Annotated in this window: 21 protein-coding genes; 13 read left to right on the forward strand and 8 right to left on the reverse strand. The window is 62.2% G+C overall.

Annotation, left to right across the window (positions count from 1 at the left end; genetic code table 11):
* Position 1 precedes the first annotated feature (1 nt).
* A complete protein-coding gene (locus AB8B33_RS13440) occupies positions 2-1,315 on the reverse strand; it encodes an epoxide hydrolase family protein (protein ID WP_439015763.1) in 1,314 nt (437 codons plus the stop codon).
* An 83-nt stretch (positions 1,316-1,398) separates the two neighbouring features.
* Complete coding sequence (locus AB8B33_RS13445) at positions 1,399-1,839, reverse strand: VOC family protein (protein ID WP_113183435.1); 441 nt, start codon at positions 1,837-1,839, stop codon at positions 1,399-1,401.
* A 232-nt stretch (positions 1,840-2,071) separates the two neighbouring features.
* On the opposite strand from AB8B33_RS13445, the gene AB8B33_RS13450 reads away from it, so the two are divergent.
* Positions 2,072-3,022: an alpha/beta fold hydrolase gene (locus tag AB8B33_RS13450; RefSeq protein WP_439015764.1), complete on the forward strand. Its 951-nt coding sequence runs from the start codon at positions 2,072-2,074 to the stop codon at positions 3,020-3,022.
* On the opposite strand, the gene AB8B33_RS13455 is transcribed toward AB8B33_RS13450, so the two are convergent.
* The gene (locus AB8B33_RS13455) at positions 3,011-3,916 is read right to left on the reverse strand and encodes a LysR family transcriptional regulator (protein WP_439015765.1); all 906 of its coding nucleotides are present in this window, start codon (positions 3,914-3,916) and stop codon (positions 3,011-3,013) included. The two genes, AB8B33_RS13450 and AB8B33_RS13455, sit on opposite strands and share 12 nt — an antisense overlap.
* A gap of 634 nt (positions 3,917-4,550) precedes the next feature.
* Here AB8B33_RS13455 and AB8B33_RS13460 point away from each other — a divergent pair.
* From AB8B33_RS13460 to AB8B33_RS13485, 6 genes are all read left to right on the forward strand, one after another.
* Positions 4,551-4,865 (forward strand): BufA1 family periplasmic bufferin-type metallophore, encoded by a 315-nt coding sequence (locus AB8B33_RS13460; RefSeq protein WP_018115181.1) that lies wholly within the window; start codon positions 4,551-4,553, stop codon positions 4,863-4,865.
* Between the two features lie 30 nt (positions 4,866-4,895).
* Positions 4,896-5,822, forward strand: a complete 927-nt coding sequence (gene bufB / locus AB8B33_RS13465; protein WP_439015766.1) for an MNIO family bufferin maturase — start codon at positions 4,896-4,898, stop codon at positions 5,820-5,822.
* Positions 5,809-6,630, forward strand: a complete 822-nt coding sequence (locus tag AB8B33_RS13470; protein ID WP_439015767.1) for an HvfC/BufC family peptide modification chaperone — start codon at positions 5,809-5,811, stop codon at positions 6,628-6,630. Before bufB ends, AB8B33_RS13470 begins: the two co-directional genes overlap by 14 nt.
* The gene (locus AB8B33_RS13475) at positions 6,623-7,150 is read left to right on the forward strand and encodes a DoxX family protein (RefSeq protein ID WP_439015768.1); all 528 of its coding nucleotides are present in this window, start codon (positions 6,623-6,625) and stop codon (positions 7,148-7,150) included. Before AB8B33_RS13470 ends, AB8B33_RS13475 begins: the two co-directional genes overlap by 8 nt.
* Positions 7,151-7,361: 211 nt before the next feature.
* Complete coding sequence (locus AB8B33_RS13480; protein ID WP_439015769.1) at positions 7,362-7,928, forward strand: sigma-70 family RNA polymerase sigma factor; 567 nt, start codon at positions 7,362-7,364, stop codon at positions 7,926-7,928.
* Complete coding sequence (locus AB8B33_RS13485) at positions 7,915-8,550, forward strand: NrsF family protein (RefSeq protein ID WP_439015770.1); 636 nt, start codon at positions 7,915-7,917, stop codon at positions 8,548-8,550. Before AB8B33_RS13480 ends, AB8B33_RS13485 begins: the two co-directional genes overlap by 14 nt.
* 14 nt (positions 8,551-8,564) lie before the next feature.
* Here the strand turns inward: AB8B33_RS13485 and AB8B33_RS13490 are convergent, their stop codons facing one another.
* Together AB8B33_RS13490 and AB8B33_RS13495 are read right to left on the reverse strand one after the other, a co-directional pair.
* Positions 8,565-8,795 (reverse strand): hypothetical protein, encoded by a 231-nt coding sequence (locus tag AB8B33_RS13490; protein ID WP_113323897.1) that lies wholly within the window; start codon positions 8,793-8,795, stop codon positions 8,565-8,567.
* 134 nt (positions 8,796-8,929) lie between these two features.
* Positions 8,930-9,103 (reverse strand): hypothetical protein, encoded by a 174-nt coding sequence (locus AB8B33_RS13495; protein WP_310387318.1) that lies wholly within the window; start codon positions 9,101-9,103, stop codon positions 8,930-8,932.
* A gap of 220 nt (positions 9,104-9,323) precedes the next feature.
* Between AB8B33_RS13495 and AB8B33_RS13500 the strand changes: the two genes are divergently transcribed.
* From AB8B33_RS13500 to AB8B33_RS13515, 4 genes are all read left to right on the forward strand, one after another.
* Positions 9,324-9,524: a hypothetical protein gene (locus AB8B33_RS13500; protein WP_439015771.1), complete on the forward strand. Its 201-nt coding sequence runs from the start codon at positions 9,324-9,326 to the stop codon at positions 9,522-9,524.
* A 666-nt stretch (positions 9,525-10,190) separates the two neighbouring features.
* Positions 10,191-10,454 (forward strand): DUF982 domain-containing protein, encoded by a 264-nt coding sequence (locus AB8B33_RS13505; RefSeq protein ID WP_007817636.1) that lies wholly within the window; start codon positions 10,191-10,193, stop codon positions 10,452-10,454.
* A gap of 123 nt (positions 10,455-10,577) precedes the next feature.
* Positions 10,578-11,714, forward strand: coding sequence for a hypothetical protein (locus AB8B33_RS13510; RefSeq protein WP_439015772.1), 1,137 nt, complete (start codon positions 10,578-10,580; stop codon positions 11,712-11,714).
* 258 nt (positions 11,715-11,972) lie between these two features.
* Complete coding sequence (locus AB8B33_RS13515) at positions 11,973-13,457, forward strand: DHA2 family efflux MFS transporter permease subunit (protein ID WP_439015773.1); 1,485 nt, start codon at positions 11,973-11,975, stop codon at positions 13,455-13,457.
* Between the two features lie 15 nt (positions 13,458-13,472).
* Here the strand turns inward: AB8B33_RS13515 and AB8B33_RS13520 are convergent, their stop codons facing one another.
* Positions 13,473-14,339: an SDR family oxidoreductase gene (locus tag AB8B33_RS13520; protein WP_439015774.1), complete on the reverse strand. Its 867-nt coding sequence runs from the start codon at positions 14,337-14,339 to the stop codon at positions 13,473-13,475.
* Positions 14,340-14,417: 78 nt separating this feature from the next.
* Entirely contained in the window at positions 14,418-15,074 is a 657-nt protein-coding gene (locus AB8B33_RS13525) for an O-methyltransferase (RefSeq protein WP_439015775.1), read from the reverse strand.
* A 91-nt stretch (positions 15,075-15,165) separates the two neighbouring features.
* Between AB8B33_RS13525 and AB8B33_RS13530 the strand changes: the two genes are divergently transcribed.
* Positions 15,166-15,792, forward strand: coding sequence for a TetR family transcriptional regulator (locus tag AB8B33_RS13530; protein WP_113323904.1), 627 nt, complete (start codon positions 15,166-15,168; stop codon positions 15,790-15,792).
* Between the two features lie 21 nt (positions 15,793-15,813).
* On the opposite strand, the gene AB8B33_RS13535 is transcribed toward AB8B33_RS13530, so the two are convergent.
* Positions 15,814-16,572: an alpha/beta hydrolase family protein gene (locus AB8B33_RS13535; RefSeq protein ID WP_439015776.1), complete on the reverse strand. Its 759-nt coding sequence runs from the start codon at positions 16,570-16,572 to the stop codon at positions 15,814-15,816.
* A gap of 213 nt (positions 16,573-16,785) precedes the next feature.
* On the opposite strand from AB8B33_RS13535, the gene AB8B33_RS13540 reads away from it, so the two are divergent.
* Positions 16,786-17,436 (forward strand): dihydrofolate reductase family protein, encoded by a 651-nt coding sequence (locus tag AB8B33_RS13540; protein ID WP_439015777.1) that lies wholly within the window; start codon positions 16,786-16,788, stop codon positions 17,434-17,436.
* The last annotated feature ends 34 nt before the right edge of the window (positions 17,437-17,470 follow it).

Here is a 17,470-nt window from a genome sequence, read left to right on the forward strand (position 1 = left end):
CCTATGAGCGCAATGTCCTGAACGCGGCCCGGACTTCCTGGGCGAAGAGTTCCGGCTGCTCCCAAGCCGCAAAATGCCCGCCTTTTGCAGCCACGTGGTAATAGATCAACTGCGGATAGGCTCTGCCGAGCCAGTGTCGCGGCGGCCGGTAAACCTCGCCGGGAAAGACCGTGACCGCGACCGGAACCTTGACCGGCTCCAGCTTTGCGCCGGCCGCGACATTCTCCCAGTAGATGCGCCCGCTCGAAGGCCCGGTATTGGTGAGCCAGTAGAGCGTGATATTGTCGAGAATAGCCTGGCTGCCGAGCGCCTGTTCAGGATCTCCGGGGGTAAACACCCAGTCGGCGATCTTGTCATAGAGCCAGGCCGCAAGCCCCACGGGAGAATCCGCAAGCCCGTAGCCGATCGTTTCCGGCCGGGTTCCCATGATCGCAGCGTAGCCGAAGCCATTGGCGAGGAAATCCCGGGCTTCCATGAAGATCAGCTTCTCCTCTGGTGACAAGCTGTCGGGCGCGGCCGCCCCGCTCATCAGCGCCTGCGCCGCATCCGGCGGAAAGGTGGTCGCGCGCTCGACCCTGTTGACGTGGATGCCAAGCAGCCCCTCCGGCGCCTGCCGCCCCAGCGCATCGCTGATGATCGCGCCCCAGTCGCCGCCCTGCGAAACATAGCTGGTATAACCGAGCCGTTTCATCAGCGTGTCCCAGGCGGTCGCGATGCGCTGCGGGTTCCAACCCGTCTCCTTGGGCTTGCCGGAAAAGCCGAAGCCGGGGATCGAGGGGATCACCAGATGGAAGGCATCGTCAGCCGTGCCGCCATAGGCGGTCGGGTCGGTCAGCGGGCCGATCACGTTAAGCAGCTCGAACACCGATCCCGGCCAGCCATGCGTCATGATCAGCGGCAGCGCATTCTCGTGGCGGGAGCGGACATGGATGAAATGGATATCGATGCCGTCGATCTCGGTCACGAATTGCGGAAAACCGTTCAGCCGCGCCTCGGCTTTGCGCCAGTCGTAGGAAGACTGCCACTCATCCACCAGCGCCCTCAGCCTCTCCGGCTGCACCCCCTGCGAACGGTCGCGCACGGTCTCGCCGTCTGGCCAGCGGGTGGCGGCAAGCCGACGCTGGAGATCGGCAAGCGCGGTCTCGGGAATATCGGCACGGAACGGCCGGATTCCGTGGGCGAGCGCCTCTGCATCGACGGGATCGGCCGCGCCCGCAGGCGACGACAGCACCGCCGTCAACCCGGCCGCCGCGCCCGCAAACAAGAGCGAACGCCGTGACATGCCTAGTCTTGCGATTGATTGCCCTGATTTCATGACTTGCCTCCATTCCATCGGAAGGTTCGCAGCCGCATTTCGGACGCCTGACATCTTGCGCCTGAAATGCGCCGGAAGCGATCTCAGGCTTCGTCCGGCCCGGCGCGGTAGACCAGGAACTTGTTGCCTTCGGGGTCGCGGAAATAGGCGCAGTACGGCCCTTCGCCATTCTCCCCGCGCGGGCCTGGCGCTCCCTCATCCGTTCCGCCGGCCTGTAGTGCCGTTGCATGAGCCTCGCGCACCTTTGCGCGGGAACGCGCCTCGAAGGCCACCATACTGCCATTGCCGGCACGTGCCGGCCTGCCGTCGAAAGGCTTCACGACGCCGAATTCCAGCGTGCGCTCGCCGTAATAGACGGCCCGGCCCGGCTGGACCAGAAAACGGCCGATGCCGAAGACGGCCATGAGCTTGTCGTAGAATTCCCCCGCAGCCTCGAGATTGTCGGTGCCAACGGTCGAGTGACCCGGCAGACCGCGCACCCTTTCGGGCTGAGCGATTGTCAGATTTACGGTCATATCATTCATGTCTCATCATCCTTTCTTGGGGACGCGGGGCCATCCCCCGGCGTCGCTGATGGCGATGATGTACGGCCCGGGCCGATCGCCCGGTACCGAGGGAAAATGAGAGGCAGACTCTCATGGCCGCGGTCTACCGACGGCAGGCGCGATGCACGATCCTTGTCAACGAGAATTCACCCCGATCGCGGCCATGCGGCTTCTGAGCGAGTATGGCCGCCGAAGAGGAAGGACAACGGATATGCTGACATCATCACTTGGACCATTGCTCGTAGCCGCTGCAATCACGGGCGCCACACTCACCCCCGTAAGTGCCGGCACGACCGAAGCCGAAAAGCCTGAAATCGGCACCATTGCCATCGGCGGGGATATCACGCTGCGGCGGCTCGTCGTGCACAATCCGGCGCCGAAAGGCACCGTGCTCTTCCTGCACGGCTTTCCCGAAACCTCGCTCGTCTGGCGCGACATTGCAGCCGCGCTCGGCGACGAATTCGAGGTGCATGCCTTCGACTGGCCGGGATACGGCCTGTCATCTCGGCCCGCAGCCGAAAACTTCTCCTATTCACCGCGTGATTATGCCGGCGTGCTGAAGGCCTATATCGACAAAGCCGGCATCGACCGATCGAAACTGACGATCTACGCCGCCGATATCGGCGCCCTGCCCGCCCTGCTCCTGGCCCTCGACGAGCCCGATATCGCAAGGCGCATCATCGTCGGCGACTTCGCCCCCTTCAACCGGCCGGCCTATATGCATGAGCGCCTGCAGAACCTGAAGGCCGAGCCGGCGGCTTCCAAGACCCGCGCCGCCATGAACCAGACGAGCGACGAAATCCTTGAGAACGCTTACCGGCGTGGCCTGCCTGACGACAGGCAGTTCGATCTCGCCGCCGGCGTCAAGGAAGACATGGTCCAAGGCTGGAGCCATGGCGCCCTCACCTCCGCCGATGCCTTCTACCATTATTATGCGGCCTTCACCCGCGATCAGGATCTGCTTGAAGCAAACCTTGGAACGCTCAAGACGCCGGTAAAGGTGATCTGGGGCGAAAAGGATATCTATATCGACAGCCGGATGGGCGCGGAATTCGCCGAGAGGACCGGCGCGACACTCGATATCCTGCCCGGCATCGGCCACTATCCGCACCTGCAGGCGCCGGAACGGGTTGTTGCCGAAATCCGCGCCCTACTGGATTGAGCCATAGGTCCGGCAGGCCTCCCGCAACCGCGGCAGCGTCCAGTCGATGAAGGAGCGCACCTTGAGCGCCAGAAAGCCCTGGCGCGAATAGACGATATGGATCGGCTGCGGCGCCCCGGCATAATCATTAAGGATCGGCACCAGAGCCCCGGAGGCCAGTTCGCCGGGGACCTGGTAGTCGAAAAGCCTGGCGATACCGGCTCCAGCGACAGCGGCGGCAACGCAGTTCGCCGCCGTATTGACCTCGATGCGATGGCGCGGCACCACCTCCACCGGCCGGCCATCGATATCGAAGGTCCAGAAGAAGGTCCTGTTATTGAAGATAATACCGTCATGATCGGGCAGTTCGCCCGGATGCTGCGGACATCCGCAACGCCCGAGATAATCGGGGCTCGCGCAGGTCAGCAGCCGAAATTCGGCTACCTTGGCGGCATAGAGCGAACTGTCTGCCAGCGCCCCCAGCCGGATGGCGATATCCACCTGCTCGCTGACGAGATGAACGGTGCGATCGAGCGACAGAAGGTTGAGAGACACCTCCGGATGCTCAGCCAGAAAACCGAGCGCGATCGGCAGCACATAACGGTTGCCGAATTCCACCGGCATGGTGATCGTCAGCGTTCCCCGCGGCCGCTGATATTCGCCGGAGGCCCGGCGCTCCGCCTCCTCCAGTTCTGCAATGATCTTGCGCGCCGCTTCCACATAATCGCGCCCGGCATCGGTGAGCTGCAGCTTCCGGCTGGTGCGGATGACGAGGCTGGCACCGAGCGCCCGCTCCAGCTCGGCCACCTTGCGGCTGACGCTCGGCAGCGGCGCATTCAGCCGCTTGCTGCCCGCCGACAAACTGCCGGCATCGACAACGGCAAGCAACACGCGCATGGCTTCCAGCCGATCCATCCCTGCCCATCCTGTCACAGGGAGAGGCAGCCGATCACCGGCATCCACGGGCCGCGCGATACGCCGCCCTCATCCCGAAGCCTTCCCCCGGCAAAATCCTAAACCTTCGGAACCCCAGCCGATAGTATCGATCGATATCCAACAACGGTCAGGCGAGAAGCTCCACCCGATCCCCCGGAAAGCGGGTGACGAGGAACTGGAACGTCTCCCCTCGGTTTTCCTATCCTCTCTTCTGCATCAGCACCTTGTTGGCGCGAGAAAAGTGAGGTGTTTCCGTGGGATACCCCCCTCTGCCCTGCCGGGCATCTCCCCCACAGGTGGGGAGATTGGCAAGTGGGTCGACCTTCGCACGTCATTGACGTTGCGCAGTTTGCAACGTTTGTTGTTTGGGGAAACCGGCGCGCCCAGCCAATCTCCCCACCTGTGGGGGAGAGGTCCGGCAGGACAGAGGGGGTGTTCCACGGCACATCACCGAATATTATATTCCCTCGCCGATAGAAACAGCCGGCCCGCACATCCCCCCGAATCCCATCACGCGTTCGTTACCACCTCGCCTGTAACAACCCGCCCTCTCCTTGCGAATACCGGACGTGCCCCGCTGAAACAGGGGCGTTTCAAGCAACGGAGACTACCAATGTTGAAGACTTCCATCAGCACCGCCCTTCTTGCCGGCGCGATCACGTCCGCTCTTGCCACGATGGCCAGTGCCGCCCCGCTGACCAAGGCTGAGGCCGCTGCTGCAACCGCAGCTCACAAGGAGAAGTGCTACGGCGTTGCGCTGAAGGGCCAGAACGATTGCGCTGCCGGTCCAGGCACCACATGCCAGGGCACCTCGGTCAAGGATTTCCAGGGCAATTCGTGGAAATTCGTCCAGGGCGGTACCTGCGCCTCGCTCGATATTCCCGGCGGCCGTCATGGCTCGCTGAAGCCGCTGACACGCGACATCTAAGCCCAAAAGCTCAGGAAAGCGGAGGCGAACATGGCAAACGTCAGCATGACGAACAACCTTCCCATGGAGACGGAAAGCACCCTCCGCTTTCCGACACTTTCACTCGCCGGCCAGGCCGGTACCAGCTTCAAGCCGGAACATCTTGCAGCAATCTCAGCCGTATCAGGCCCGCAGGGTTTCTTCGAAGTCCATGCCGAGAATTACATGGGCGCCGGTGGCCCGCCGCATCGCGCACTCGAAAGGGTACGCCGCGACCACCCGATTTCACTGCATGGCGTCTGCATGTCGCTCGGCGGCCCGCAGCCGCTCGACAAGGATCATCTCAAGCGTTTCAAGACCCTCGTCGACCGTTACGAACCGGCGCTGGTGTCCGAGCATCTTGCCTGGTCGACGCATGTCGATACCTATCTGAACGACCTGCTGCCGCTGCCCTATACCGCCACAACGCTTGCCCATGTCTGCGATCATGTCGATCAGATGCAGAACGCCATCGGCCGGCCGATCCTGCTCGAAAACCCGTCCACCTACGTACTCTTTGCGGAATCCTCCATGAGCGAGACGGATTTCATCCGCGAGATCGCCCGGCGCAGCGGCTGCGGCCTGCTGCTCGACATCAACAATGTCTTCGTCTCCGCCACCAATCACAGCTTTTCAGCACTGGAATACCTGCGCGATTTTCCGCTGTCCGGTGTCGGCGAGATCCACCTCGCCGGCCATGCCGAACAGGAGGATGACGAAGGCGAACTGCTCTTGATCGACAGCCATGACGGCCCGGTCGCCGATGCCGTCTGGCAACTCTATGAAATCGTCATAAACAGCTGCGGACCGATCCCGACCCTGATCGAATGGGACAGCAAGATCCCCGATTGGCCGGTGCTGCGTGCCGAGGCGCTGGCCGCACAGGCGATCCTTGATCGGCACGCCAGTGACCGGGAGACCTTCCATGCCCTCGGCTGATATCCTGCCCATGCGCCGATCCGCGCCTGACTTCGCGGGACAGTTTTCCGCAGCCCTGCTTGCTCCCGATGCACCGGCCCCTGACCTGGTGACAGGCCCACGCGGCAAGCGGGCGGAGAAACGCTACAATGTCTACCGCAACAACGTGACCGTCAGTCTGATTGCCGCATTGTCGTCGATCTTCCCGGCAGTCGAACGCATCACCGGGGCGGATTTCTTCCGCGCAATGGCCCGCTTTCACGTGCGCGAAACACCGCCCAACTCGCCGCTGCTCTTCGAATACGGCCGGGATTTCCCCGATTTCATCGACCGCTACGAATACGCGCAGGACATGCCCTGGCTGTCGGATGTGGCACGCGTCGAGCGCGCCTGGCTGGATGCCTATCACGCCGCCGATGCGCCAGCGCTCAAGCCGGAAGCCCCTGCGGCCGTACCGCCGGAAGAACTCGGTGCCGTAACCTTCCAGCCGCATCCATCGACGCGGCTGATCGCATCGGCCTATCCCGCCGTGACCATCTTCGCCATGAACCGCGGCGACGGGCCGGTCGGCCGTGTCGAGAACCGGCCCGAGGAAGGTCTGATCACGCGCATCGACGACGAGGTGACGGTTCGCCACCTGCCGCCGGGCGGAACCGCCTTCCTCGGCGCGCTGCTCTTAGGCGAATGCCTTGCGGCAGCCGTCGCGGCGGGGCTCGAGGCGGAGCCGGCCTTCGATCTCTCCGGCATGATCAGCGAGATGATCGCAGCCCGTGCCTTTTCTACTATCAGGGCCTTCTCCCATGTCGAAATGGAGATTTTCAATGTCTGATATGCTTGATTCCATGCCGCACAATGAGCCTCGCCACGGCGCTCTCTCCCCGCTAGCAAGGTTGGTAGTGACGGCTGACGGACTTGTCCGCGCCGTCGCCCAGCCCGATATCGTTCAGGCTGTCATCCGCGTGGCGCTCGCCGTTCCCTTCTGGCGTTCCGGCATCCTGAAATGGGATGGCTTCCTGCAGCTGAACGATACGGCAATCGACCTCTTCACCCAGGAATTCATGCTGCATCTGCCGGGCGGGCCTTACCCCTTCCCGATGCCTGCGGTCATGGCCTTCCTCTCCGGCTGCGGCGAGATCATCTTCCCGACGCTTCTCCTCTTCGGTCTCGCCACCCGCTTTGCCGGCCTCGGCCTGCTGTTCATGACTTGCATCGTGGAGCTGACCGTTCCCGATGGCTGGCCCATCCACATCACCTGGGCGGCGATGGCGCTTGCCATCATGCGCTACGGGCCGGGCCGCCTGTCGCTAGACCATCTGATCGCGCGGATGTCTGGCGCTGCCAACAGCTAGAATTCACCGCAGCAGCGATCCACATAAACACCCGCCCGGCTCCTTATCGCGCCGGGCGGCTTTTGCGCTTTGTTGCCGCACTACTCTTGCCGTTTGCCCGCCGATGCGCTCAATAGGCGCCGACGCCGGCTCTGCCTCACGTGCCGCGTCATCAAAATTTTCAGGATGACGGTAACAAACACGTGGCCCCGTGCGTAGAGGTGAGTAGCGGATGAAATATTCGGCCCGCGAAGAGGAATGGGCAGCCTGGATGCGCGCGGCAATCGCCGGCGACGCGCTGGCTTATGACCGTTTCCTGAAGGCCGTAACACCCTATCTGCGTTCGATTGCGCGCAGGCGCTGCGACCAGTTCGGTGCCCCGCCGAGCGAGGTGGAAGACGTGGTGCAGGAAGTTCTGCTGGCAGTACACCTGAAGCGCGGAACCTGGGATATTTCACGGCCGATCGGCCCGTGGCTGTCCACCATCGTGCGCAACAAGCTGATTGACAGCCTGCGCCGGCGCGGCCGCCATGTCAGCGTGCCGATCGAGGACGTGATGGAAACGCTGGAAGCCGACCACCAGGAGGATGGCGCCGACCGCATCGACGTCGACCGCATGCTGGAAGGCCTGCGCAACCCGCAGCGCGAAATCGTGCGGTCGATCTCGCTCGGCGGCGCCGGTATCCGCGAAACGGCCGAGCGGCTACAGATGACGGAAGGCGCCGTGCGAGTGGCGCTGCACAGGGCGCTCAAAGGATTGGCGGCCCTCTATCGGAGCAACACGCGTGAAAACGGATGACCTGATCAACATGCTGGCAAAGGATGCGCGCGTCCGCATCCGCTTTGGCCGCGTCTTCATGATCGCACTGGTCATCGGCGTGGTGATTTCAGCCGCACTTCTCATCTCCACCATCGGCATCCGCAGAAACATGGCCGAGATGATCGCGACGCCGCGGGTCCTTTTCAAGCTCGGCACCACCCTGCTGATCGCCGTGACGGCCACCCGCCTCGCCTTCCGGATCGGCAAACCGGGCGTCTCGCTGCGCTCGGCGGCCCTGACGCTCATCCTGCCGCTGGCAGTTCTGATTGCCGGCATCGCCACCGAACTCCTCGTCGTGCCGCAGGCGAACTGGGCAAGCAGCATGGAGGGGCATTTCTCCGCCTTCTGCCTGTTCTACGTGCCGACCCTTTCGATCGCGCCGCTTGCCGCCATCCTCTATTCGGTCCGCCAGGGCGCCCCTGAAAATCCGGGCACGGCGGGTGCGGTGGCAGGTCTTGCCGCCGGCGGCATTGCGGCCGCCATCTATGCCTGGCACTGCCCCGACGACAGCCCGCTGTTTCTGGCGACATGGTATTCGATCGGCATCCTGGTGGCGACGGCAGTCGGATTCCTGCTGGGCAGAAAAATCCTCCGCTGGTAGCGACGCGCGTCGCTCTAGCGCGTCCGCTTGCCCGTCAGCGCCTGCCAGGCGAGCCGCAGCGTATCGAGGCGGGAGCGAATGCGCTCCTGTTGCGGGATGGCCAGCCGGTTGCGAAAATCGGCAAGCGCCTGGGCTTCAAGCCTGCTTCCGAGTTTTTCCGGCAGATGCGGCACGGGTGCGCCCGTCAGCCGGTCGATGACAGTCCAGTCGTCGCCGTTCCGGCGCTCGATGTCGTAACGGTTCATTGCGGTCAGGATATCTCTAAATTAGGGGTGTGGATCACAAGAAAGCGGTTTTCCCAGCGACATGCAATCGGCAAAATGTGAGTGAACGTCAGAAAATACGCTCATGGTCAAAATTGCGTTGCCAAAGCGTGATGTCACGCGTTGGATTTCGCCGTTCTCGTCTTGCCGAGGCGCTTGCGCACCTTTGCGGGCCTGGCCTTCAATTCGGCCTCAGCATATTTCAGATCCATGAGAGGCAGGGGCTTGGTGTTGATCGTGGCGATCTCAGCCTCGAGCGTGTTCAGACCCACGATGATCTCGTCGAACATTCTTGCTTCCCCGTGTCTTGCTTCCATACGCCCGTCCTCCCCTACGGTTCACTTCGCAGGCGCTACGGTAGCATCCGACAAAATGGCAGACCAATCCCACATTGGAGCTAACCCGAATGAACCTCATTTACCGTCTTTTCGCCATCGTCGCGACATGCATTGATAGCAATACGGACTTAAGATGCTTTGAGCGTTGGGAAACCAATTCCTGGAGGATACCATGCACGAGATGACCCCATCGGAAATGCTGAGAGATCCGCTGATCCGCCAGATGCTTCGCGCCGACAAGATCAGCCTGGCATCCTTTGCGGCCCTGCTCGACGCTGCCGCCCGTCAGCACGCCCGTCCTGCAAACGACAGCAGATTTGCGACGTCGAAGATGCCGGATACCTGGAGCGTCGATGCCGCGGCCTATATCTGATTGACCGTTTTTTGCCGATGCCCGTCCGACTCCGGGCACCCCTGAGGCCCGCTCCCAAGTGAGCGGGTCTTTTTTTTGCGACGGCGCGAGCCTCGAAAGTCTTCTTGAAATCCGCCGATTTGTCTCAAACGCCTGATGATGAAGGCGGCAGGCCCTCATGCACGCCTGCCGCCTCCCACCTCCGAGCGTCCGCCGCCTAGCGCTCCAGGAGGGAGGGCCACCATAGCCCGGCATTGTGGCCTTTCGGGCAGTTTGCCCTGAAGATATTCCCGGTGTCGTCTGGCGGTCACATCACCCATCTGGAGCAGCGGGATTGCTTTCGGGCATATGTCGTTGAAAGCGTTGGAGGAGATTAGGCCGCACCTGTGGATAAGCTGTGGAAACCCTGTGGATTGCAGGCCGCATACGGGCGCAGTCCGGCACCGGGCGTTGCCATTTCGTTCCAAATGCGGTCTTCTGAACCTGCTTGCCATCGGCCTCCGCCGCAACTGACGCCGATGCAGCCACAGGGCGCTCCGACATCAGGTCGTAGAGCACCCTTTCTTTTGCCCGCGGCAAATAAGTCACGTGCTCAACATTCACGCATTCCGCAATTCCGAATTTCATAATTCACGCGTATAGTGTGTTGGAGGGTCTCAATCTCCGTGCCTTGAGGGGTCGAGGACAATGAACTGGAACACGTCATCGGCATTCGCGCCGGTCGGGCTGGTTTTGCGCGGTCGGGAAACGCACACCGTCGTGCGTACGCTCGGCGACGCCGCATACCTGCTGATCCGGGACTGGCCTTTCGATGATGGCGAGGAATATATGATCGCCGTCAAAGCCTGCATCGACGCCATCTGTGGAGACGTTGCACCGGAACAATTCCGGGAAGCGTTTTTGCGTGCCGCAGACGAAGCGGGCATCGCCGCGCTGACCATTGTCCATTGATCGGCATCCATTGACGGGCGTCCATCGAGGCAAAAGACATAGACCGCATTGATTTTCTCGGCAAAACCGTCATCTGCTGCCGGCGGCGCGATGACGCGCACAGGTTCGAAGACCCGAGAAACAATGAAGACAGCAGCAATCATTGGCGCAATCGCCTGCATGGCCTTAACGAAGGCCGCAGTTGCGCAGTCGAACCTAGATGTCTCCCCGCTCCAGCCGGACTATGTCGCCGTCATGCAGGCGCTCGACAAGAACGGAGTCCAGGTCGATCCGACCGTCACGATTATCCATCACGACGGCATGTTTCTGAGCGAGACGCTGCGGGGTGGACGGGCCAGCATCGGCTTCGGGCCTGATAGGAACGATCCCGTTCTGCGCTGGAGCAGGCAGGCGGATGGTGAGATCACGTTCCTGGAGCTTCTTCTTCGCGACCGCAAACCGGATGCCACGAAGACAGAAACGCCTCAACCACTCCAAGAAGTCTCGACCATTGCCGGCGAGCACTGTACATGGCTCCAAACGGCGAGCAAGCCGCCCTCGCCCGGAACATTCATCGCCCGCGAGCAAAACTGCGCCACCGAGGATGGCATCGTCATCGAAACAAGGCTGCTGACCCCGAATGACGTGCCGCTCTACCACACCCGCCTTGCAAGGCTCCACCGCCGCCCCGTCACTCCCGCGGAGATCTATCCGCCATCGGAAATCCTGACTCCGGAATTCTGGCTCAAACCGATCCGCAGCGAAAATACCGATCCCTCCCAGCCCGATTTCGACATCACGCTGGAGAGCGTAGGCGGCTCAACCATGCGGTTGTTGCGGCATTATCCCTGGTACTATCGGGAACAGCGGGACCGCGGCGGCTCCGTCAGCATCGGGATCTGGAGCAAGCGCGAAGATCAGGGCATCTCCTATCGGCAGGCAAGCGGCTATCGCAGGCTCATGGCCGGACGTCCAGCAGACGACGGCTCCCCGCCTTTGAAATTCGATGAGGCAACCGGAAAGGCAGCGCTCGGCAAGAGCGAAACAATCCTCGGCGAGACCTGCGAATGGTTTGATTTGATGCCGGGAGTTCAGGACGCCGGAAACAGCGAGTGCCTCACAGGCGACGGGCTGCCGCTCAAGCTTGATATCAGCGGAATGAATTTGGCCTTCCCCTACACCGCCACATCATTCCGCCGCCGCCCTGTCGCTCTCTCGGAGATGCGCTTGCCAGCCGAAGCCTTTTCGCTGGAAGAATGGGGATTGCCTGCGGCGCAGTAAGCCGATGCAGGATGTCGGTTTGCGTTGTGCTGTGGCACACCCTATCGAATCGAAACGACGTAGTAGAGAAAAACCCGACAGAGCAGCGCCCTTCCCTCACAAAACACACCCGAATTCCACGCGCCTCCGCTAAAAATCGCCTTGCATCCAAGCGACAGCATAAAGACATAGGAAATATGCGTATCCGGTGTCGCAATCAGCCCGGCACTTTCGTCTTAAGGCAGAATTCCTTCTTTCAGATATGGATATAGGAACACCATGACCAGTGAACCCTTGCTTTCAGAGATCGAAGAACAGGCCGAACTGCCGGTCGAAGACCATAGTGCCCGCAACAGGCTGGTGATCGGCCTGCTGCTCGTCTCCGCCTTCGTGGTCATCCTCAACGAAACCATCATGGGTGTGGCGATCCCGCACCTGATGGCCGATCTGAAGATTCCGGCAAGCTCCGCCCAATGGCTGACCTCGGCCTTCATGCTCACCATGGCCACCGTCATCCCCGTGACTGGCTATCTCCTGCAGCGGCTGAACACGCGTCCGGTCTTCATCCTCGCCATGTCGCTCTTTTCCGCCGGCACGCTGGTTTCGGCCCTTGCCCCCGGCTTCCCCATGCTGGTCGTCGGCCGCATCGTCCAGGCCTCGGGCACGGCGATTATGATGCCGCTGCTGATGACGACGATCATGAATCTCGTGCCGCCGCATTCGCGCGGCAAGACGATGGGCAATATCTCGATCGTCATATCCGTGGCGCCCGCCATCGGCCCGACGATCTCGGGCCTCATCCTCTCTTCACTCGACTGGCGCTGGCTCTTCCTGCTGGTGTTGCCCATCGCGCTTGCGGCTCTCGCGCTCGGCGCCTCGAAAATCGAAAACGTCACCGTGCCGTCGAAGGCGCCGCTCGATGTTATCTCGGTCGTACTCTCGGCCATCGGCTTCGGCAGTTTCGTCTTCGGCATCAGCGAGCTCGGAGCGCCCGAAGCGGGTGCGACGCCTCTCGATCCCCGCGTCATGCTTGTCGCTGGTGCCGCTATCATCGCCATCTTCGTCTGGCGGCAGCTTCATCTCCAGAAGCACGAGCGGGCGCTGCTGGACCTGCGCACCCTGCAGACGAAGACCTTCACGATCGCCGCCGGCATGATGGCGATCCTGATGATGTCGATGTTCGGCGTCTTCATCCTGTTGCCGATCTATCTTCTGTCCGTGCTCGGCCAGACGACGCTCACGACCGGCCTGCTGCTTCTGCCCGGCGGCCTGATCATGGGCCTCTGCGCCCCCTTCGTCGGCAGGCTGTTCGACCGCTACGGCCCTGCCCGCCTCGTCATCCCCGGCGCCATCCTGTTCAGCGGCGTGATGTGGAGCCTGACCTTCATCTCCACGACGACCCCGGTCTGGGTGGTGCTTGCCATCCATATCGTGCTCAGCATCGGCCTTGCCCTGATGTTCACGCCGCTCTTCACCGTCAGCCTCGGCTCGCTGCCGCCGAAACTCTATTCCCATGGCAGCGCCATCATCGGCACCACCCAGCAGGTCGCCGGCGCCGCCGGCACCACGCTCTACGTCGCCATCATGACCTGGCGCGCCGGTATCCTGACTCAAGGGGAGGCAGATGCCGCAACGGCAGCCGTCGGCGGCATGCAGTCCGCCTTCTTCGTCGGCGCGCTGATTTCGCTCGCGGCCGTGGCGGCGTCCCTTTACGTGAGACGCCCGCCCAACCAGCCTGAGGGACAGCCGATGGGCGGGCATTGAACGCTTCCGGCGAGCCTAGCGCGCGTAATAGCCAGGCTGGTCGAGATCATCGATGAGGCTTCGGCAGGTCGGCTGCCAGCCGAGCAACCAGCGTGTATGGGCGCTGGAAGCCGCCATGTTCGTCGCCGCCATATTGGCAAACCAGCCGAAATGTTCGTGAGGGCGAGACTCCACCGGCAGGCCGAGCTGGCGTCCAATCACCTCGGCGATCTGCCGGAACGGCACTGCCTCATCGGCGACTGCATGATAGGCCGCTTCGGTCACGCCGCTTTCCAACGCCAGACGGTAGAGGCGGGCCGCATCCAGCCGGTGCACACCCGACCAGCAGTTCCTTCCGTCATCCGGATAGGCGGACACGCCGGTCTCACGAGCAATGCGCACCAGTATCGGGATGAAGCCATGGTCGCCGATGCCGTGCACGCTTGGGGCAAGCCGCATCGTGGCCGCGCGTATCCCCTGCCCGGCAAGTGCCCGGGCGGCGGCTTCCGATTTGCGAGGCGATGCCGGGTTCGGCAGGTCCGCTTCCTTTGCACCCAGCGGAAAGCCCAACAGGCCGGATGTGACGATGAGCGGACGATCCGATCCGGCAAGCGCGTTTCCGAGCGCATGGATGGCGCGCTCGTCCTGCGCCGCATTGTCGAGAAATTTCGAGAAGTCATGGTTGAAGGCGGTATGGATCACGGCATCGGCCTTGGAGGCGGTATCGCTAAGAAGGTCGAGGTCATCGAGCGATCCCGGAACGAGCTTTGCGCCGATGATCGCAATGGCCTTTGCTTTTGCGATCGAGCGGACAAGCCCGCTGACCTTGTGACCGGCGCGGATCAGCTCCTCGACGATGGCGGTGCCGACCCAGCCGGTCGCACCCGTTACGAATATGTGCATTGCTACGATCTCCATTGCCGGGCGCCCATCGGGCAGCCCTGTTTGAAGTTGGGGTGGTTGTGCGGGAACTAGTCGAAGTCAGGCCACGCGAATCGACAGCTCGATGTCGTCGGCAAACGACGTGGACATGTATCCGCCTGCGGGCGACCGGATATGGTCGAGATATTGCGGGCAGTAATCGGCATCGTCTGCGATGACGAGCGCGCCGGGCCGAAGCCGGCTTTCGACCAGCGCCAGTACCTCCGGATAGAGCGACTTCGCTCCGTCAAGCAGAAGCAGATCGATACTATCTGGAAGATCGGTGCTTAATGTCTGGAGCGCATCGCCTTCGCGGATCTCGACGAGATCGCCAAGGCCGCCTTCGGCAAGGTTCTGTCGCGCCCGCGCGACCTTGGAAACCTCGAATTCGCTGCTGATCAGCCGCCCGCCGCCATTGTCGCGAAGGGCAGCGGCAAGATAGAGCGTCGAGATGCCGAAGGACGTGCCGAATTCGACGATGGTCCTGGCATTGGTGCTGCGCGCCAGCATGTAGAGCAGTTCTCCGGTCTGGCGCGAAACGGGCAGCCACAGGTCTTTCATGCGTTCGTAGAAATCGAGATACTCGGTCTTGCTGTGCATGAGCCGCTCCCGCTCATCGCGGGAGAGCGCAGCCATGGCCGGGCTGGCGGCCTTGTCAGCCTCGGCAAACAGCTGATCGAGAAGTGGCGCGAGCGGTGCGCTTGCGAGAGTGTTCATCAGAGAAATCCTTCATTTCGGATGGCTTGCTTTCGAAATGAAAATACGAATAATCCGTCGCATTCGCTAATCGCATTTGCGGAGCGCCGGTATGGCCGATCGTCCAAGCCACGGAATTTCTTCAAGAAAAGCGCCGAGACAAGCGCGCTCGAACGAACTTGTAAACGCCATTCTGCAGGCCGCTGTTCAGGTTTTGGCGCAGGAAGGCGCGCAGCGTTTCACGACCGCCCGGGTGGCCGAAAGAGCGGGCGTCAGTGTCGGCTCGCTCTATCAATATTTCCCCAACAAGGCCGCGATCCTGTTCCGGCTGCAGAGCGACGAATGGCGGCAGACCTCGCATCTTTTGGGCGAAGTCTTGAACGACAGCGCCCGCCCGCCCCTCGACCGGCTGCGGTCCCTCGTCCACACCTTCATTCGCTCCGAATGCGAGGAAGCCGCCGTCCGGGTGGCGCTGAACGATGCAGCACCCCTCTATCGCGACGCCCCGGAAGCGCAGGAGGCACGACAGGCTGACGACCCCATTATCGAGCAGTTCATGCGCGAAGCGCTGCCCGATGCATCACACGCAATCCGGACCACGGCCGGAGACCTGATCATGACGACGATGAGCACGGTCGGAAAGGAATTTTCCGAGGCCGCGCATGACGAGAGCGAAATCTCAGCCTTCGCAGACGCGATGGCGGACATGTTCTGCGCCTACCTCCGCAGCCTGGGCTAACTGTTGAGGCCGCTCAACGGCTCAATGGTACGTCACAACCGGATCGAACATCCTTTGCAGGAACGAGCGCTGCGCCTCCTGCGCATATTCCCGGGGAATCTCGTGCCCACATTCGAAGACGTGGAGCATGACCGACACCCCTGCGTCGGACAGCGCATCGGAGAACAGCTCGGCCTGGGCAACGGGAGCACGCTCATCGAGCCTCCCGTGCAGCAACAAGGTTTCCGCCCGGATTTTCGGCGCGTGATGCAGGGCCGAGCGCGCCAGGAAGGCTTCGTTCGACAGGCCGGCTTCCTGCTCGATCGCCCACCGCAAGCCTTTCGAACTGGACTCATAGACAGCCTTGAGGTCGTAGACCCCGCTGCGCAGGATGACGGCTCTGAGATCGGGAACCTGGGCCGCGACCATGGCCGAGGCGATCGCTCCCCGACTGTTGCCATAGAGAACGATGCGGCCAGGATCGACGCAAGGCTGCTCCCGCAGGAAGGAGAGCGCGGCCATGATCGCCTGCTGGGTGTTGGGGCCGCAGAAATCGGCCGGTCCATCTGAAGCCCCGAAGCCCGGCTGAGAGATCGCCGCCGCCGTGATATTCAAACCGGAACAGAACCGAAGCAGCGTGCCGGTATCGACGGCCTCTTTCGCGCCGATGAGGCGGCCGCCCTGATTTCCGTGGACGAACAGGATGGCGCCCGCAGGCGCTTGGCTCTCGGGCTGCGCTTGAAAAAGCTCCACACTTGCCCCGTCACCCCTATCGATGAGGTGGCGTGTCACATCAGGCATTTTCACCCTCGCATTCACGTCCAATGGTGAGACAAGACAGGAGGCGGACCTCACCACTGAGGCCGCCAGCCGCTCCGCCCGGCGAACCTCGCATATGCAGACCAGCAAGTCTCCCATAAATTTCCTCAGGATTTGTCGGCATGCTGTCGCTTGCTTCGTCCTCAGGCCGAGATCTGGCCCTGATGGCGCGGATCACCAAGAGGAGAGACACCCATGAGAAAGATCATCGCTTCCACATTCGTCAGCCTCGACGGCGTCATGCAGGCACCCGGCGGCCCTGACGAGGACCCCGTCAACGGTTTCAGGTTTGGTGGCTGGGTATTCCACTATGCGGACGACACGATGGGATCCGTGATCGGCGAGCTCTTCGCAAAGCCCTTTGCCCTGCTGCTCGGCCGCAGGACCTACGACATCTTCGCCGCCTACTGGCCCTATCAGGACGACGACATCGCCAAGGCCTTCAATCCCGCTGTGAAATATGTCGCGACGCATCGGCCTGAAACCCTCACCTGGCAGAATTCACAATCGCTTGGACCCGACATAGTCGCGGCTCTACGCAAGATCAAAACGGAGGACGGGCCGGACCTGCTCATCCAGGGATCGGGCAATCTCATCCAGACCCTGCTTGCCAACGAGCTGATCGACGAAATGACCGTGCTGACCTTCCCGCTGCTCCTCGGCAAGGGAAAGCGGCTGTTCGAGGGCGGCGCGGCGCCGGGTGCCCTCAAGCTCACGAGATCGGTGGTGTCGAGCACCGGCATCGTCGTCGCGACCTATGAGCGGAACGGCGCAGTCCAAACCGGCTCGTTCGTGTCCGATCAACCGTCCGAGGCCGAGCTCGAACGCCGCCGGACCTGGCAGTAGCCGTGCCGCCAGCGGCAGGACAAAACGCCGATGA

It is taken from the genome of Rhizobium sp. 768_B6_N1_8 (assembly GCF_051811225.1).
Classification (GTDB): domain Bacteria; phylum Pseudomonadota; class Alphaproteobacteria; order Rhizobiales; family Rhizobiaceae; genus Rhizobium.

What these genes read in the sequence shown, in the direction of transcription:
- AB8B33_RS13440 (WP_439015763.1), bottom strand. Translation starts at nt 1,315, where the DNA reads ATGAAATCAGGGCAATCAATCGCAAGACTAGGCATGTCACGGCGTTCG.
- AB8B33_RS13445 (WP_113183435.1), bottom strand. Translation starts at nt 1,839, where the DNA reads ATGAATGATATGACCGTAAATCTGACAATCGCTCAGCCCGAAAGGGTG.
- AB8B33_RS13450 (WP_439015764.1), top strand. Translation starts at nt 2,072, where the DNA reads ATGCTGACATCATCACTTGGACCATTGCTCGTAGCCGCTGCAATCACG.
- AB8B33_RS13455 (WP_439015765.1), bottom strand. Translation starts at nt 3,916, where the DNA reads ATGGATCGGCTGGAAGCCATGCGCGTGTTGCTTGCCGTTGTCGATGCC.
- AB8B33_RS13460 (WP_018115181.1), top strand. Translation starts at nt 4,551, where the DNA reads ATGTTGAAGACTTCCATCAGCACCGCCCTTCTTGCCGGCGCGATCACG.
- bufB (WP_439015766.1), top strand. Translation starts at nt 4,896, where the DNA reads ATGGCAAACGTCAGCATGACGAACAACCTTCCCATGGAGACGGAAAGC.
- AB8B33_RS13470 (WP_439015767.1), top strand. Translation starts at nt 5,809, where the DNA reads ATGCCCTCGGCTGATATCCTGCCCATGCGCCGATCCGCGCCTGACTTC.
- AB8B33_RS13475 (WP_439015768.1), top strand. Translation starts at nt 6,623, where the DNA reads ATGTCTGATATGCTTGATTCCATGCCGCACAATGAGCCTCGCCACGGC.
- AB8B33_RS13480 (WP_439015769.1), top strand. Translation starts at nt 7,362, where the DNA reads ATGAAATATTCGGCCCGCGAAGAGGAATGGGCAGCCTGGATGCGCGCG.
- AB8B33_RS13490 (WP_113323897.1), bottom strand. Translation starts at nt 8,795, where the DNA reads ATGAACCGTTACGACATCGAGCGCCGGAACGGCGACGACTGGACTGTC.
- AB8B33_RS13495 (WP_310387318.1), bottom strand. Translation starts at nt 9,103, where the DNA reads ATGTTCGACGAGATCATCGTGGGTCTGAACACGCTCGAGGCTGAGATC.
- AB8B33_RS13500 (WP_439015771.1), top strand. Translation starts at nt 9,324, where the DNA reads ATGCACGAGATGACCCCATCGGAAATGCTGAGAGATCCGCTGATCCGC.
- AB8B33_RS13505 (WP_007817636.1), top strand. Translation starts at nt 10,191, where the DNA reads ATGAACTGGAACACGTCATCGGCATTCGCGCCGGTCGGGCTGGTTTTG.
- AB8B33_RS13510 (WP_439015772.1), top strand. Translation starts at nt 10,578, where the DNA reads ATGAAGACAGCAGCAATCATTGGCGCAATCGCCTGCATGGCCTTAACG.
- AB8B33_RS13515 (WP_439015773.1), top strand. Translation starts at nt 11,973, where the DNA reads ATGACCAGTGAACCCTTGCTTTCAGAGATCGAAGAACAGGCCGAACTG.
- AB8B33_RS13520 (WP_439015774.1), bottom strand. Translation starts at nt 14,339, where the DNA reads ATGCACATATTCGTAACGGGTGCGACCGGCTGGGTCGGCACCGCCATC.
- AB8B33_RS13525 (WP_439015775.1), bottom strand. Translation starts at nt 15,074, where the DNA reads ATGAACACTCTCGCAAGCGCACCGCTCGCGCCACTTCTCGATCAGCTG.
- AB8B33_RS13530 (WP_113323904.1), top strand. Translation starts at nt 15,166, where the DNA reads ATGGCCGATCGTCCAAGCCACGGAATTTCTTCAAGAAAAGCGCCGAGA.
- AB8B33_RS13535 (WP_439015776.1), bottom strand. Translation starts at nt 16,572, where the DNA reads ATGCCTGATGTGACACGCCACCTCATCGATAGGGGTGACGGGGCAAGT.
- AB8B33_RS13540 (WP_439015777.1), top strand. Translation starts at nt 16,786, where the DNA reads ATGAGAAAGATCATCGCTTCCACATTCGTCAGCCTCGACGGCGTCATG.